16 protein-coding genes are annotated in these 14921 nt (G+C 61.1%); 2 read left to right on the top strand and 14 right to left on the bottom strand.

Annotation, left to right across the window (positions count from 1 at the left end; translation table 11 throughout):
* Positions 1 to 52 precede the first annotated feature (52 nt).
* The 13 genes from QM780_RS01795 to QM780_RS01735 form a co-directional block, all read right to left on the bottom strand.
* Positions 53 to 829 carry an OmpA family protein gene (locus tag QM780_RS01795; protein WP_415068771.1) on the bottom strand — a complete coding sequence of 259 codons (777 nt, stop codon included), beginning with the start codon at positions 827 to 829 and terminating at the stop codon, positions 53 to 55.
* 182 nt (positions 830 to 1011) lie between these two features.
* Positions 1012 to 1533, bottom strand: coding sequence for a peptidoglycan-associated lipoprotein Pal (gene pal, locus QM780_RS01790; protein WP_415068770.1), 522 nt, complete (start codon positions 1531 to 1533; stop codon positions 1012 to 1014).
* A gap of 1004 nt (positions 1534 to 2537) precedes the next feature.
* Entirely contained in the window at positions 2538 to 3878 is a 1341-nt protein-coding gene (gene tolB / locus QM780_RS01785; RefSeq protein WP_415068768.1) for a Tol-Pal system beta propeller repeat protein TolB, read from the bottom strand.
* Positions 3879 to 3964: 86 nt separating this feature from the next.
* The gene (tolA, locus tag QM780_RS01780; RefSeq protein ID WP_415068767.1) at positions 3965 to 5179 is read right to left on the bottom strand and encodes a cell envelope integrity protein TolA; all 1215 of its coding nucleotides are present in this window, start codon (positions 5177 to 5179) and stop codon (positions 3965 to 3967) included.
* A gap of 97 nt (positions 5180 to 5276) precedes the next feature.
* Positions 5277 to 5729, bottom strand: coding sequence for a protein TolR (gene tolR, locus QM780_RS01775; protein ID WP_415068766.1), 453 nt, complete (start codon positions 5727 to 5729; stop codon positions 5277 to 5279).
* A 3-nt stretch (positions 5730 to 5732) separates the two neighbouring features.
* The gene (gene tolQ, locus QM780_RS01770; protein WP_415068765.1) at positions 5733 to 6449 is read right to left on the bottom strand and encodes a protein TolQ; all 717 of its coding nucleotides are present in this window, start codon (positions 6447 to 6449) and stop codon (positions 5733 to 5735) included.
* 356 nt (positions 6450 to 6805) lie between these two features.
* Positions 6806 to 7297: a YbgC/FadM family acyl-CoA thioesterase gene (locus tag QM780_RS01765; RefSeq protein WP_415068764.1), complete on the bottom strand. Its 492-nt coding sequence runs from the start codon at positions 7295 to 7297 to the stop codon at positions 6806 to 6808.
* Positions 7294 to 8244, bottom strand: coding sequence for a metallophosphoesterase (locus QM780_RS01760; protein ID WP_415068763.1), 951 nt, complete (start codon positions 8242 to 8244; stop codon positions 7294 to 7296). The genes QM780_RS01765 and QM780_RS01760 overlap by 4 nt, the downstream gene beginning before the upstream one ends.
* 97 nt (positions 8245 to 8341) lie before the next feature.
* The gene (ruvB, locus tag QM780_RS01755; protein WP_415068762.1) at positions 8342 to 9388 is read right to left on the bottom strand and encodes a Holliday junction branch migration DNA helicase RuvB; all 1047 of its coding nucleotides are present in this window, start codon (positions 9386 to 9388) and stop codon (positions 8342 to 8344) included.
* 74 nt (positions 9389 to 9462) lie between these two features.
* The gene (locus QM780_RS01750) at positions 9463 to 9900 is read right to left on the bottom strand and encodes a hypothetical protein (protein ID WP_415068761.1); all 438 of its coding nucleotides are present in this window, start codon (positions 9898 to 9900) and stop codon (positions 9463 to 9465) included.
* A gap of 37 nt (positions 9901 to 9937) precedes the next feature.
* A complete protein-coding gene (ruvA, locus tag QM780_RS01745) occupies positions 9938 to 10567 on the bottom strand; it encodes a Holliday junction branch migration protein RuvA (protein ID WP_415068760.1) in 630 nt (209 codons plus the stop codon).
* 13 nt (positions 10568 to 10580) lie between these two features.
* Positions 10581 to 11108, bottom strand: coding sequence for a crossover junction endodeoxyribonuclease RuvC (gene ruvC / locus QM780_RS01740; RefSeq protein ID WP_415068759.1), 528 nt, complete (start codon positions 11106 to 11108; stop codon positions 10581 to 10583).
* Positions 11105 to 13207 carry a hypothetical protein gene (locus QM780_RS01735; RefSeq protein ID WP_415068758.1) on the bottom strand — a complete coding sequence of 701 codons (2103 nt, stop codon included), beginning with the start codon at positions 13205 to 13207 and terminating at the stop codon, positions 11105 to 11107. The genes ruvC and QM780_RS01735 overlap by 4 nt, the downstream gene beginning before the upstream one ends.
* 166 nt (positions 13208 to 13373) lie before the next feature.
* On the opposite strand from QM780_RS01735, the gene QM780_RS01730 reads away from it, so the two are divergent.
* Positions 13374 to 13682 carry a hypothetical protein gene (locus QM780_RS01730; RefSeq protein ID WP_415068757.1) on the top strand — a complete coding sequence of 103 codons (309 nt, stop codon included), beginning with the start codon at positions 13374 to 13376 and terminating at the stop codon, positions 13680 to 13682.
* A 5-nt stretch (positions 13683 to 13687) separates the two neighbouring features.
* Here the strand turns inward: QM780_RS01730 and QM780_RS01725 are convergent, their stop codons facing one another.
* Complete coding sequence (locus tag QM780_RS01725; RefSeq protein ID WP_415068756.1) at positions 13688 to 14437, bottom strand: YebC/PmpR family DNA-binding transcriptional regulator; 750 nt, start codon at positions 14435 to 14437, stop codon at positions 13688 to 13690.
* A 178-nt stretch (positions 14438 to 14615) separates the two neighbouring features.
* Here QM780_RS01725 and QM780_RS01720 point away from each other — a divergent pair, with 178 nt between their 5' ends.
* Entirely contained in the window at positions 14616 to 14915 is a 300-nt protein-coding gene (locus QM780_RS01720; RefSeq protein WP_415068755.1) for a hypothetical protein, read from the top strand.
* Positions 14916 to 14921 lie beyond the last annotated feature (6 nt).

Genomic DNA, 14921 nt, shown 5'->3' with positions numbered 1-14921 from the left:
CCTCCACCTACGCCGGGTCGCAGGGCCTCTTCAACCCGCATTTCCGGACAACTTACTGCGAAAACTGATCCGCCGTTTCACGCAACGGCCGATTCGGCCCTTCCGATGCGGATTTCGCCAGCCCCTGCCCCTGTTGGTTGGGCCGCCAGCTACCGTAGGAATGCCAGTAGTTGATCAGAACCTCGACATTGCGATTCTGCGCCGAGCAAATGGGATCGGAGCAAACCGCAATGCGATCCTGATCGCCCGCCGCCTTGATCTCGATACGATTTTGCTCAAGGCCCGCAGCGACCAGCCGATCCCGGACGGCTTGAGCCCGAAGCAGCGAAAGGTCCCGAGCCGATTTTCCGTCGCCTTCACCATCCGCTCGTCCGATCACCATGATCGAAAGTTCAGGCCGTGCGGCCAGCCAGCGCGCCTGCTGCTCGATGATGCCGCGCGCCCGTCCGCCGATCGCGGCACTGTTTTCCGCGAAGAAAACACGATCCCCCACGTCGACCAGGAAAGCGCGGCGATATTCGGTGGTCCGCTCGGTCTCGTCGGCCTTCAGACGTTCGCGATCCTCTGGCGCGAGCTCGCCGCGATCGAGAGCGGCCAATGCCCGCTTTGCGCGCTGCGCCGCCGCTGTTCCCGGATATTCGCTGACAAGGCGCTCAAGCAGCCGCCGTCCCGATTCATCGGCATGGTCCGAAAGCGCATCGAGACCGTCTTCGAGAAGTTCCGCGGCCGTGATGCCGTCAAAATCGCTGTCATTTTCCTGTTCCTGGGCAGCGACGCGCGTCACCAGCGCACCCATGACCGCCAGGACACAGCACACAACGCTGGCCACAAAAACTGAAGTCCGCAATTTCAACATCGAAAACGGCGCCGCAACCGAGAATGAACGGCGCCGTTATGCGAGTCCAATTGGGCTAAACTTTGCTAATTCTAAGTGGCGTTAAAGCTTTGTTAACGTGTGGCCAAATTGAGCCACATTAAAAGCCCCGCTGCAGCACGCCGCTTTCGAGCCGATCAACGTTGGCTGACTACGCCGCCGCTATTGAGCACCGTCTGCGCGCGCCGATTCTGCGACCAGCACGAAATGTCGTTGCAGACTGCGACCGGGCGCTCTTTGCCGTACGAGATCGTGCGGATCCGCGCGCCATTGATTCCGTGCTGCGACAGGAAGCTGCGAACCGTGGTCGCGCGGCGGGCACCAAGCGCGATGTTGTATTCGCGCGTGCCGCGCTCGTCGGCATGACCCTCGATCGTGATCGTGTACTGAGGATACTGCTGCAGCCATTGCGCTTGCTTCGTCAGCGTCTGCTGGGCTTCAGGCGTCAGGTCGACCGAGTCGGTCGAGAAATAGACGATATCACCGACGTTCTGCGTGAAGTCGCGCTGCGATCCCGGAGTAGCGTTGCCGTACTTGCCGCTGAGCGAGTCGGGCTGCATGTCCTTGTTGGCGCACGCACCGAGCGCCGCAGCAAGAGCAGCAAGAATCGAAACGGCGGCGAGGCGCAGACCCAAGCTCCGCGCAAACGATGCCATCATTTCGCTAATCCCCTTCGTATCGATCCGGTATCTTGCGCGAGACGCACCGCGTAACCTTCGCCAAGAGAGCTGTTTATCCCACGCATCTAGCGGAGCGTTCGGCCCAAAATGTGGCCGTTTCCACAATGGAAACCCAATCTCGAGCAAGAAGATCCGATGCGTTTAGGTGCGCCACGCAACCTGTTATCGAAACTATTACCATCGAGTTTAAAGGTGTGTGTGCGACCAATTTGAATTACGAGCACTTTTCTATGCGTTTTTCCCCATATTCACGACACAGGCAGCGAATAACGGAACTTTGCATTTCTCATTGATCGTCCGCGCAAAGAGAATGCGCTGGATCAACATGGCCCTAAAAAAGCTCAAGACCGAGTTGGTGGCGATAAAATCGCCAACAACTCGGTCTTGAAGATTGAGATGAAAAACGCAGTACTTAAGAAGGCAGGGTGCGCTTAGTGCGCAACCTGCTCCGAAGCTACGGGCCCGCCAAGTTTCAGCGGCGTATGTTCGGCCTCACGACGGCAAGCGCCGAGAGCAACAGCAACCAAAACTGTAGCAAGAACGATTGCGTTCTTCATTGTAGTCTCCTTTGAGTTCTTGATTGCGCGCTAAATTAGCGAGCAACCGAGTCGCTAGCGGTCGGACCGCCGAGCTTCAAAGGCGTATGCTCAGCCTCGCGGCGGCAAGCGCCAAGAGCGACAGCCGCAACAACCGCTGACAAAAGGATCAGCCCCTTCACACCCTGCATGGTCATATCTCCTGATACGATTCCGGCAAAAGCCGTACTCTGGGGTACCGGGAGCCCGGCTCACGATCAAGAACGGAGGCACCAAAACTCAAGTTTTCCAACCCCATAGGTGCGAAAATGCAACGGGCCCGAGTGGGCAAATTTCAACACTTTTCTCCGCGCCGTTAAGATACTCAAAAACCTGATTTACCTTGCTCTTTTGAGGTCGTCAGTGGCCGCTGTTAATAATTGTGACGCTTCATTTGTAAATGCGTTCTTAATTCAGAAGCGGCGACCACGCAGGATCGGAAGCGAACGATGGCGTGTCGACCTTCCGCTCGTTGTAGCCGGTGATATCGACCGAAAAGATTCGCGGTCCGCTGTTCTCCCCGCCGCCAAGATCGCGGAAGAACATTAGGACCCGGCCGTTGGGCGCCCAGGTCGGCCCCTCGTTGTGAAAACCCTCGGTCAGGGTGCGCTCCCCGGAACCGTCGGGTTTCATGACCCCGATGATGAACTCCCCGCCCGTCTGCTTGGTAAAGGCGATGTAGTCCCCGCGCGGCGACCACACCGGTGTCGAGTAGCTGCCGTCCCCCTGTGAGATCGGGTGCGGGTTCGAGCCGTCGGAGTTCATGACCCAGAGCTGCTGGCGTCCGCCCCGATCGCTTTCGAACACGATCTGGCTGCCGTCCGGCGCATAGCTCGGGCTGGTGTCGATCCCGTTGGATTGGGTCAGGCGGCGTGGCTGGCGCGAGCGAAGATCCATTTCATAGATGTCCGAGCCGCCGTCGGGCCGGCCGAGGCTCATGATCACCCGCTGGCCATCGGGCGAGAACCGCGGCGCGAACGTCATGTTGGGAAAGTCCCCCACAAGCTCCCGTTGGCCCGTCTCAAGGTTCATGATGAAAACCTTGGGCTGGTCGGCGGTGTAGGACATGTAGGTGATTTCCTGGTTCGTCGGCGAAAACCGCGGCGTCAGCACCAGCTCATTGCCCTGCGTCAGCAAGCGGACGTTGGCGCCATCCTGATCCATGATCGCGAGCCGCTTGATCCGGCGTTCCTTGGGGCCTGTTTCATCGACGAACACGACGCGCGTATCGAAATAGCCCTTCTCACCCGTCAGCCGTTCGTAGACGCTGTCGGCGATCAGATGTCCGATCCGGCGCCAGTTCCGGGCGGCCGTCGAGAACCGCTGCCCCGTAAGCTGCCGTCCGGCAGCGACGTCCCACACCCGGAACTCGGCTCCGACCCGGCCGTCGCCGCCGTTCACGACACGTCCGATGACGAGCGCATCGGCCTGGATCGACCGCCAGTCTTGAAAGCGCGGCGCCGCGTTGACGTCGCGCACCTGCTCCAGGAACGACGCATGATCGAGCGGCCGGAACAGCCCGGAGCGCTCGAGATCTGCTTCGACGACTCCCGAAATCTGCTGCGCGAGTTGCTGATCGTCGCCGAGAAATGTCGGGATCGCAATCGGAATGGGCGCAATCGTACCCTCCGTCTGCGTGCCTTTGAGCTGCGCCAGCGCTGGCGTCGCCAGACCTGGAACGAGCCAAACGCAGATGGCGACGAGGCTGGCAATGCTAAACAGCCGTTTCAGGCGGACTTTCAAGATCATGAAGGCTCTCTCGTGCGTCTCTGCGGCAAATCGTGAACTCAGGCGGTCGTCTCGCTTCGCGGTCGATTGAAGCAACTTTGAGGCGTTTACAACATCTGTCTGGGATCGAAAATCCAATCGATGATCTTCCACCCTCCTTCATATTTGTCGGGAGGCAGGTGAAACGGCGCACACATCCTGACCGCCCGAAGCGCCGCCTCGGCATAGACTTGCCCGGCCGTCGTGTTGGGCGCCGAGGTAACGCGCGGATCGCCCGCGAGCGTGCCGTCGGGATTAAGTTCCCAATGAAGCTCGACGACGGGCACTTCATCGCCGCCACCGGTCCCCGGCGGCCGCCAGCAACCATTGAGCTGCGACTTCAGCATTCCCTTGAGAAGGTCCTGTTCGCGCGCCGACAGCACGGTATCGCTGCCCGTTGCGGTTCCGGCTTCCTTCCCGGTATCGAACGCATCGTTCTTCGAGCCTGACGCCTGCTGCCCTTTCTTGCGCGGGTCCTTGTCGAGCAACGCCTTCGGAGTTGCATCGTCAGGCGACTTCTCGAGCAGGGACGCGATCTTGCTCGGATCGAATTGCTTCTTGGCGGCCTCGGCTTTCTTGCGGGCCTCCTCCTGCTTTTTCTTCTTCTGCTCTGCGAGCTTCTTCTTTTTCGCTTCTTCGGCCGCCTTCTTCTTTGCCTCCGCCAAGGCTTTCTTCTTGGCTTCTTCTTCGGCCTTCTTTTTCGCGTCCTCTTCGGCCTTTTTCTTCGCCTCTTCTTCCGCCTTCTGCTTGGCTTCCTCTTCGGCCTTCTTTTTTGCTGCTTCCGCGGCCTGACGTTCTTCCTCCGCCTTTTTCTCTTCGGGCGTCGGGCCAGGTTCCGGCGGCGGAGGCGGTTCCGCGGCCGGAGGTGGAGGCGGCGGCGCTTCCTGCAGCTTCTTTGCGATCGGATCGGGCTCGGGCTTCGCCACCTCGGGCGGCGGCGGTGGCGGAGGAGGCTCCGCAACGTCGGGCTGCGGCGGCTCGGGCGGCGGTTCGGTTTTAGCGACCTGCTCTTCGGCCGGCGGCGGTGGAGGCGGCGGAGCGTTGGCGGTCTTCTTCGTGTCGTTCTTGCTGTCGTCTGTCGTCGGCTTGTCGTTGGCCTTCGTCTCGAGATGCTTTGCGTCCTCGCTTCCCTGCTTCAGGCGCAGGAATTCCGACGGCGTGATGAGCTCCGCCGAAATCGCAGGCGTATCGGGCGAAAGCGGCGGCGGCGAATGCAGATCGATAAGCACCCACGCGAGGAGCGAGGCGTGGAGCAAAATGGACAGAAAAAGTCCGAAGGGCACGGTTCAGCACCCGCGATCTCTAAGAGACGACACGCCAAGTCGCCGATACCTGCGACCAACCAGCACGAGCGGCACGTCCGTCATGGCACGCATCCCGCTAGGTGCCTCCCTTTTCTCCATCGAGAACGAACGACAGCTTCTTGAAGCCACCCTGATTGATGCGGCTCATCACCTGCATCACCGTTCCATAGTTCACGCCTTTGTCGCCACGCACGAAGATCGTTTCGTCGTAGCCGTTCTGCGCGATCGCCTTGAGCTTCGTCGCCAGATCATCGAGAGGAACCTGGGAATCGCCGATGAAGACGTCGCCGTTGGCTTTCACGGTGACCGCCAGCGGATCCTTCTTCGGCGTCGGGATCTGCTGCCCCTTGGCTTCCGGCAGATTGACGTCGATGCCCGTCTGCAGAAGCGGCGCCGCCACCATGAAGATGATCAGCAGCACGAGCATCACGTCGACCATCGGCGTGACGTTGATCTCGCTCATCGGCATGTGCTTGCCGCGACGCCGACCGCGACCGCCGCCCCCGCCCGCCTTGACGCTCATACCCATCGGCTAAGCCCTCACATCGATCTGACGCGATACGATCGCGGCAAACTCGTCGGAAAATGCATAGAGACGCTGCGATATCGCAGCCGAATTTGCCGAGAACTTGTTGTAGAAAATAACGGCAGGAATAGCGGCCATCAGGCCGAGAGCCGTGGCAAACAGTGCTTCGGCGATACCCGGCGCGACGACCGAGAGCGACGTATTCTTCGACACCGCGATCGACTGGAAGCTCGTCATGATGCCCCACACCGTGCCGAACAGGCCGACGAACGGCGCCGTCGAGCCGACGGTCGCAAGGAACAGCAGCCGGCGATCGAGCCGTTCCATCTCGCGGCTGATCGTGACGTCCATCACCTTCTCGACGCGAAGCTGAATACCGCCGAGCGCCCGGATATTGCCTTCGACCGATCGCTTCCACTCGCGCATTGCCGCCACAAACAGCGCCGCCATCGTGATCGTGCGTCCGCGCGACAGGTTGGCATAAAGTTCATCGAGCGACTGGCCCGACCAGAACATCTGCTCGAAGCGGTCGCTTTCGACGCGCGCGCGGCGGAACGCCAGCAGCTTCTCGAAAATGATCGCCCACGACCAGATCGAGGCGAGCCCCAGCCCCGACATGATGATCTGCACCACGATGCTCGCGTGCAGGAAAAGCTCGACGAAGGAAAAACCACCCGCTGTAACCGGGGCAACGGCGCTTTGGGCGACATCCGCGGGATTCATTTCACCATCCATGTCGTAGAACTGCGATACCCGTGCGCACTCACACGAGCGTTGAGATTCCGAGAGCTTTGGAACGCGCTTGGCGCGGGCCCGATGAAGAAAGCGTATGACGGCGTAATGACGTCCACCCCGGCAGCAGCGCCCCCGCCACACATGCACATTGAACTGAGAGCTTTTGCCGCCCAATATGACCAAACGAGGGCTTACTGCAGCCCATGGCAACGACGCATCCGCGTGTTTATCCACGAAAATTGCGGCCGTTGGCCTCGTCTGGAGCCATGACGGCCACCTTGTTGAATGTCAATCGGCGTCTGGACGCAATCCGGCCGCGCGGACCGAAGCGATCCCGCATCTCATTAAGGCGACGGGCTTTTCGCGCTTTCGCTGTAGGCCAGAAAAGCGTCACGCACTGTGGCGCTCAGGCGCAGAGGTTTTCCCGAGATCGCCACCAGCACGACCACGACCTCCGCGGAAACAAGCCGCACGCCATCTCGGCTGATGGTCTGATCGAGCGTCACGCTCGCCCCGCCCAGTTCCTTCACCCGGGTCTCGACCTCCAAGAGATCGTCCATCCGGCCAGGCCGCGCATAATCGAACGACATACGACGGACGACGAAGGCCGCCGGTTCGCCGCTGTCCGAGCCGTCGATCAGCCGGCGCGCATCGGTGCCGAGCAGGCGCAGGAAATCCGTCCGCCCGCGTTCCGCGTACCGCACGAACGAGGCGTGATAGACCACGCCGCCCGCATCTGTGTCCTCGAAATAAACCCGGACCGGCAGAATATGGCGCTGACCCATCTCATCCCGAATGATGCGGCCCGCGATATCCGGCCATTGCTCGACGCTCAAACCTCGCCTCCGTCCGATCCGCCGAGATCGGCGATGACGATTTCGGGCGGCGATCCGAACCGGACGGGCAACGACGAGCAGCCAAGCCCGCCCGAGACGATCAAATGGCGACCGTCTTCGACGATATGTCCGTATGCGTATCGCGGCCCGTAGATCGACGGCACCACCGGCGCATAACCGAAAATCCGCACCTGACCGCCGTGCGTATGCCCGGCGAGCGTCAGCGAAACGCGCTTCGAAATCTCGGGGAATATATCTGGCTCGTGCACCATCAGAATGACGGGCGCATCGTCCTTGATCGCGGCCATCGTCGCGGGAAGATCATCGACGCCGGTGTAAGGAAGGTTCGCCAGCCGCGCCGGCACGATCTCGTCGCGATCATCCCCCGTGGGCCGGAACGCCCACTGGTCGCCGAGCCCCGCGATCCAGAAAGCGCGGCCATCCTTTTCAAATCGGACGGCCGTGTTCTGATAAACCGGAATCCCGACGGCGGTGAGAGCCTGCGCCGCAGGCGGCGGCCCCTGTCTCAGCCTCTGGACTTCGGCCGACTGCCACCAATCGTGATTGCCGAGTATTGCGTGCACGCCGTACGGGGCCTTGAGCTTCGCGAGCACGCGCGCCCACGCATCGTTATCTATCGTTCCCGAATAGGCGCCGAGCCGCAAACCGACGACGAAATCCCCGAGTAACAGCACGGCGTCGGCGTGAAGACTGTTCGTCTGCTCGACGATGCGTTCGAGCCTATCCAGCGACATCCATGGATCGCAGACGTGCAGGTCGGCGAGCACCGCTAAGCGCAGCTTTAGCCCCGGCGTCCAGTTCGGTGGCGTGAAGGCGTAGCTGGTGACATGCTCGTCGAAGGCTTCCGCCACCGCGTACCCGCTGAGCGCCGTCGAGCCAACGCCGACGACGCCTGTCATTTTCAGCAGATCACGGCGGCTGATCACGGCAGACCCTCGATTGAAATCAGGAAACAGTGCGGACAATCGCCAGGAAATGCTGTTTAAAGCATGAACAAACTGCGAATTTGGTTGACGAGCGACGTTAAGTCTCGTCCTCGCCGTCTTCGAAGATCGGCAATTCCGGGGCTGCACCCCGCGCCGGGCCGTTCACACCCAGATGCCGGTAAGCTTTGAGCGTCAGCACTCGCCCGCGCGGCGTCCGCCCTATGAATCCTTGCTGCAACAGATAAGGCTCGACGATTTCTTCGAGCGCATCGCGCGGCTCCGACAGTGCCGCCGCCAGCGTCTCGATGCCGACAGGGCCGCCCTCGTAATTTTTCAGGATGCAGCCGAGATAGCGATGATCGAGCGCATCCAGTCCCTCGGCATCGACTTCCAGCATCGTCAGTGCACGGTCCGCAACATCGGCATTGATGACGACTGCTCCCTCGACTGCCGCAAAATCCCGCACCCGCCGCAGAAGCCGGCCCGCGATGCGCGGCGTGCCCCGCGACCGCTTGGCGATCTCTCTCGCGCCGTCCGGCGACATCGGGGCACCAAGCACACGCGCTCCGCGCCCAACAACCAGTTCGAGTTCAGCCACCGAATAAAAATTGAGACGGACGGGAATTCCGAACCGGTCACGCAGCGGATTGGTCAGAAGCCCCGCCCGCGTGGTCGCGCCCACAAGCGTGAACTTCGGCAGATCGATGCGCACCGAGCGCGCCGCCGGCCCTTCGCCGATCATCAGATCAAGCTGAAAGTCCTCCATCGCCGGATAGAGGATTTCTTCGACCGCCGGATTGAGCCGATGAATTTCATCGATGAACAGCACGTCGCGCTCTTCCAGATTGGTCAGCAGCGCCGCGAGATCACCCGCCTTCGAAATCACTGGCCCCGACGTCGCGCGAAATCCGACACCCAATTCTTTCGATAGAATCTGCGCCAGCGTCGTTTTTCCGAGCCCCGGCGGCCCCGCGAAAAGGACATGATCGAGCGCGTCGCCACGTCCGCGCGCAGCCTTGATGAAAACTCTGAGGTTGGCGCGCGCCTGCTCCTGCCCGACGAAATCATCGAGCGACTGCGGGCGGATCGTCGCCTCGAAGGCGTCCACATCCTTGCGCGCGCTGCTGACGAGCCGGTCGGTCATGGTTTGTTCGTGAGGCTATTCGCTTGCGCCGTCAAGTCGGCGCCCCGAGGGGCGGAACAAAGCGGTGCAAAGCGCTAGCTTTTCGGCTCGGCGCGCAAAATGCCGCCCGCGATCAGGAGCGCTCGGAGCCCGATTGCGACAAGCCCCGCCAGAAAGGCCAGAAATGGCAGCGCACTGCCCACTGGGAACGGAAAAATGATCGCTCCCGCCATGAACGCCAGCACGCCCGCGACTGCCGCCTGCAGCCAGGAATAGGTGCCATGTTGCAGAATGAACGGCGTCAGCCCCAGCGCCGCAACCGTCGCCGGAAGTGCGCTCCAAATGAACGCATCGACCGCGATCTCGCCGATTGCTTCGCCCGGACGCGGAGGCAATAGAAAGTCCGTCGCCGGACTCAAGAATTGCAGCGTCACGACGACGAGGCCCGCAAAGAATGGCGCCGCCAGCGACGTAATCAAAACCGTCCAAAGCGCGCGAATGGGATTGCTGATTTTATTCTTTTCGACGGGCAATGGCGCTTTCCTGTTCGATTGAGCGAGACGCGGTGGCCTAGCGCGCCAGCTCTTTCAGGCTGCGCTTGATGAGGCCCGCGGTATCGGCCGCTGCACCCAGCTCCTGGGACGCCGCCGCCACCGCCGCATTCGCCTGGGCCGGGTTGTATCCGAGATTGGTGAGAGCAGAGAGTGCTTCGGCGAACGCCAGGCTCGCAGGTGGAACGCTTGGTCCCGGAGTTGCTATGCCGCTTCCTGCCGCCGGAATGTTATGCCCGCTGAGCGAAAGGCCCGGCGCCTTGTCCTTCAATTCGGCCACGATCCGCTGAGCGAGCTTTTTGCCGACACCCGGCGCCTCTTCGACCGCGGCCCAGTTTCCGAATGCGACGGCATTTGCAAGATCCTGCGGTGCCAGGACGCCGAGCACGCTCAACGCCACCTTGGCGCCGACTCCCTGGATCGTCTGCAGCGTCCGAAACCAGCTGCGTTCGAACTCGCTCTGAAATCCGAATAGCCGGATTGCGTCTTCCCGTACGTGCGTGTCGATGGTCAGCGCCACGTCGTCGCCGACCTTGAGATTGCGCAACGTCTTGGTCGAAGCCTGCACCTCGTAGCCGACACCGTTGACATCGATGACGAGATGACTCTCGCCGATAGCATCGACCTTGCCCTTGAGCTTACCGATCATAAGTGCTTGCCGATCATGTTTCCGCGACCTTGGCCGCAAATGCCGCTGCTCGCTGGCGGCTGACGCGATGATGCGCGTGCGTGATGGCGATGGCGAGCGCATCGGCTTCGTCGGCACAGCCAAATGTCGCCTTCGGCAACAGGAACGCGATCATCGCCTGGATCTGCTGCTTTTCGGCATGCCCCGTGCCGGTCACCGACTTCTTGATCAGGTTCGGCGTGTATTCTGCAACCCTGAGCCCCAGCCTTGCCGGCGCGAGCAGAACAGCGCCGCGCGCCTGCCCAAGCTTCAGCGTCGAACGCGGGTTCTCGTTGACGAACGTTTCCTCGACCGCCGCTTCCGAAGGGCTGAAGCTCTGAATGACGCCGGTCACTTCATCGAACAGCGCCGAAAGGCGATAGGCGAGATCATCCTCTTTGGGCGGCGTGATCACGCCCGAGGCCACATAGACGAGGCGGACGCCATCGCTTTCGATGACACCCCAGCCCGTTCTTCGAAGCCCTGGGTCGAATCCGATGATGCGAATCGTTCGTCCATTCATACCTTTCGCATATCACGAACCGCATACGGCGCCGAAGGCGTCATTGGCGGCGGCGGCAGAGGCGGCGGCTTGGTGGCGTCGGCAACCTTTCCGGTGAGGATCGCATCGAGCGCCTCGGCGACGTCGGGCTCCGACCAATAGCCAGTATGGCCGCCGGTCGCCATGACGTGATTGTCGACACGCAGCCCTGGCGGCGGCGAGATGCGGCCGCCGATGTAGTCGTCGACCCGGTAAAGGTTGATCCAGCACTTGAGTTTCGACGCGATCCCGAGCGGCACCGATTTCGACGCCGCGTATTCGTGGAAGTACTTCTGATAGATGCTGCCGAGCGGCGAGCCGAAGGTCAAAAGCGCCGGTGCCGCATCGCCGAGGCGCGTGTAGTTCGGACCGTTATCGCGCAGGAAATCATAGACGACGACGGATCCTTGGCTGTGCGCCAGAAAGATCACGCCGTCATAGGATTGATTCTGCACGAAGTGTTCGAGCACGAGGTTGAGGCGGCTCTGAATTCGTTCACGCCGGAGACGCCGGTGCCGCATGCGAAACACCGATGGTATGAAATATGCTGCCGTCTCCTGCCTCGGCTGATAATGGTGATCGATGAGGTCGCGCGCAAAATTCGCGACGTTGGCGACGCGCCGGCCGAAGAAGAACGGCAGGGTCAGCGCCACGACCGCCGCCACCGGCAGGATATAGCCGCGAAGCGTCACGAACATTTGGTTTCTGTCGAGATAGGGCTGGATGAAAACCAGCGCGAAAACGACGAGGAACGCAAAGATCAACAATCCGACCAGCACCGGGTTGAACAGCAGCCTCGGCATGTTGCGTGCCGTCTGCTCGAGGTCGGACAGTCCGCGCCGCGCTTTGAACTGCCGGATCTCGATGAGCAGAATGGCGGCCAGGATCATCATCAAGACGGTGAACGCCGCCGACGCGTAGATGAACTTGAAGCGTCCGATCCAGTCGAGCTCGATGTTCGGCACTTGCACAAGCTTCACGATCGCGCTGTCGGGGTCGAGCTGGTGCGCTTCGACCGCGCGCTGGATGACCGGCCGCGCTTCCTTGAACGTCGTGATCGTCTCGGCGCGGTTCAGCATCGGATAGATCACGCTGACGACCACCGTCGTCCACAGCATGAACTGCATGATCAGAATGGCGATGCTCGTTGAAAGTGTGCCAAGCCGCGAACGATCGCGCGTGATGCGTGAACGAACCCAGGCGATGCCGAGCAGGAATGTCGCGAACACCATCAGGCCGCCCCAGAAGCGCCAACCCCAGATGATCACCTTGTAGAGGCCGTTGATATAGCAGGCCGCATTCGACGCCCCATCGACGCAATTCAAAGCCTGCGGAGCCGCGAGCCTCTGGGGCCCGATCTCAAGCTCGGGCACATGCTTCAGAAGTCCGAGCAACGAATTGTTGTAGGTCAGCGCGAACACCGCCAGCGCCGAGATTCCCAACCAGAACACCGTGTCGTACCAGGAATATTCCTGCGTCCGGCTTATCCTGTAGAACACATACAGCGAGCCGATGAAGATCGCGCCGGTGACGATCAGGACTTGCGACCTGACATCCATCGCGTCCGCCGTCAGGGCCGCCGGCTCGAATAGGAAGAGCGTGCAGATCGCTGACGTCACGATTGTCAACGCCGCGCTCGGGCCACGGATCAGCCATCCGGCAACCCACAAAAGCTTGCGCAGGATCCATGAGGTCGCGTCTCGCGATCGGTCGAGCATCGCATCGACCAGATGGTGGGATTCGAAGATCACACGGAAAAGCTGCAGCAGCGTGTTGACCCGGCCTGGCTGGCCTTCGGTCAGATCGGCCCAATGCAGCTCGACGGCCTCGATCTCGATACCGCTGTTGTGGGCAGCGCCCCGGCGGATCACCGGAAAAACCGGTGGCGGATTGCCGGCCTCGGGCTCGGGCATGCGATTGTATTCGTTTGCAGGAGATACGCTGTAGCCCGGTCGTGTCGCGGCCAGAGTATCCAGCACGGCGTTCACGCAGTAGCCGGGCTCTGTTTCGCCGACACCGTGGACAACGACCAGTCCGACACGAACCCGGCCCCTTCCCCCCGAGTGTCCGTCCGCCGCCATACCCACTCCCGTACGCCGTGTACGCCCAATCATAAGGCGTTTTGCCCGCAAAGCACGTTTCCCTCGCTTTGCGGCCGCCCTGGGCCTCGTAAAAACTCAAGATTTCGGCTTTAGTGTGCGAAATGAAAAATAACTTGGCAACCCGCCGCGGCCTTTGGGAAGGGTGATGGATCTGACTTTGGTTCACCCGCGCTGGATTGTGACCGGCATCATACTGATCCTTGCGGGATTGTGGTTAATTCGCTGGGCACGCAGGAATGACGGCAGCGCCGAAATCTCCGCTGCGACCGCCGAAGCCGCATTCGACAAACTCCGCAAGAAGCCCGGCCAGAAAAGTGCCCCGAAACCAGGGCTGGCGGCCGTCCGCTTCCGCAGCTCGATGGCCCAATTCTTCGGGATTGTCGGCACCCTGATGGCCATCGCCGGATTGGTTTCGATTGTTTTCGGTGTTTTCTATAGCGGTAGCCTCCCCTAACGGGCCTAGGCCGCCGTCAGCTTCTTCAGCACCTCGTCCGAAATCTCGAAGTTGGCATAGACGTTCTGAACGTCGTCGTCGTCCTCAAGCGCCGCCAGCATTTTCATGATCGATTGCGCGTTGTCCTCATCGACTGACGTCGAAAGATTCGGCTTCCAGACCGCTTTGACGCTTTGTGCTTCGCCGAGCTTCTTTTCCAGCGCCGACGCGACCGTGCCGAGGGATTCGAACGCCGTGGTAATCACGTGCCCGCTCTCATCCGATTGAACGTCGTCGGCACCGGCATCGATCGCTGCTTCCAGCACGCCGTCCGCCGTCCCGGCGTTGGGCTTGTAGGTAATCTCGCCGATATGATTGAACATATGGCTCACGGAACCCGTCGCGCCCAGGTTGCCGTTGAATTTTGTAAACACGCTGCGGACGACGCCGCCCGTGCGGTTGCGATTGTCGGTCAGGGCTTCGACGATCACAGCGATGCCGCCCGGCGCATAGCCCTCGTAGCGCACGGCCTCATAGTTCGCGAGATCGCCGCCGGCCGCCTTCTTGATGGCGCGCTCGATATTGTCCTTCGGCATGTTCTCGGCCCGCGCTTCCTGGATCGCGAGCCGCAGGCGCGGGTTCATATCCGGATCGGGCGTTCCCGATTTCGCCGCAACCGTGATTTCGCGCGCGAACTTCGCAAAGAGCTTCGAACGCATCGCGTCCTGCTTGCCCTTGCGGTGCATGATGTTCTTGTATTGCGAATGACCGGCCATGGGCGTGCTCGTTGCTTTAGGGAATTGCGTGGAAGCCCCGTCTTTTGCGCAACGGCCGCTCAGCGGTCAAGAGCGCCCCTGCTCAGGCATTAGGCGGCCCCAAAAACGGGAGCGATTTTTGGCCTGGCATTGGCTGACAGTCGCTTGGTAGTCTGCGCGTATGTTGCCGAACCGTACATTGACCGGCTCGTTTGCCCTTGATGGGACTGATTACGAGTGGGAATTTCGCCGTGAGCCGCGCTGGCGCACCGGTTACGGTTTGCAGGGACATCAGGTTGCGGTCCGTGCCGTCAAGGCCGGCGGCCGCGAGGCGCTTCTTCAATTTCCAATTCCCAAGAAGGTCGCACTGCTTCGCCGGGACTACCGACATCGACCACAGGTTCATCAAGCAGAGGTGGAAGCGGCAGTCAGGCTCGCACTGGCAACCGGATGGGATCCGTTTGCGCGCGGAAAGCCTTTTCACGTCGATGTAACGTAGCCTTGG

The sequence above is a fragment of the Hyphomicrobium sp. genome (genome assembly GCF_047600905.1).
Lineage (GTDB): Bacteria > Pseudomonadota > Alphaproteobacteria > Rhizobiales > Hyphomicrobiaceae > Hyphomicrobium_B.
The sequence above is the reverse complement of the archived record's forward strand: the minus strand, read 5'-3'. Positions and strand labels throughout refer to the sequence as shown.

Coding starts and splice junctions, on each gene's coding strand:
- tolR (WP_415068766.1), bottom strand. CDS start 5,729: ATGGGTATGAGCGTCAAGGCGGGCGGGGGCGGCGGTCGCGGTCGGCGT.
- tolQ (WP_415068765.1), bottom strand. CDS start 6,449: ATGAATCCCGCGGATGTCGCCCAAAGCGCCGTTGCCCCGGTTACAGCG.
- ruvA (WP_415068760.1), bottom strand. CDS start 10,567: ATGATCGGTAAGCTCAAGGGCAAGGTCGATGCTATCGGCGAGAGTCAT.
- tolB (WP_415068768.1), bottom strand. CDS start 3,878: ATGATCTTGAAAGTCCGCCTGAAACGGCTGTTTAGCATTGCCAGCCTC.
- QM780_RS01725 (WP_415068756.1), bottom strand. CDS start 14,437: ATGGCCGGTCATTCGCAATACAAGAACATCATGCACCGCAAGGGCAAG.
- QM780_RS01730 (WP_415068757.1), top strand. CDS start 13,374: ATGGATCTGACTTTGGTTCACCCGCGCTGGATTGTGACCGGCATCATA.
- ruvC (WP_415068759.1), bottom strand. CDS start 11,108: ATGAATGGACGAACGATTCGCATCATCGGATTCGACCCAGGGCTTCGA.
- pal (WP_415068770.1), bottom strand. CDS start 1,533: ATGATGGCATCGTTTGCGCGGAGCTTGGGTCTGCGCCTCGCCGCCGTT.
- QM780_RS01735 (WP_415068758.1), bottom strand. CDS start 13,207: ATGGCGGCGGACGGACACTCGGGGGGAAGGGGCCGGGTTCGTGTCGGA.
- ruvB (WP_415068762.1), bottom strand. CDS start 9,388: ATGACCGACCGGCTCGTCAGCAGCGCGCGCAAGGATGTGGACGCCTTC.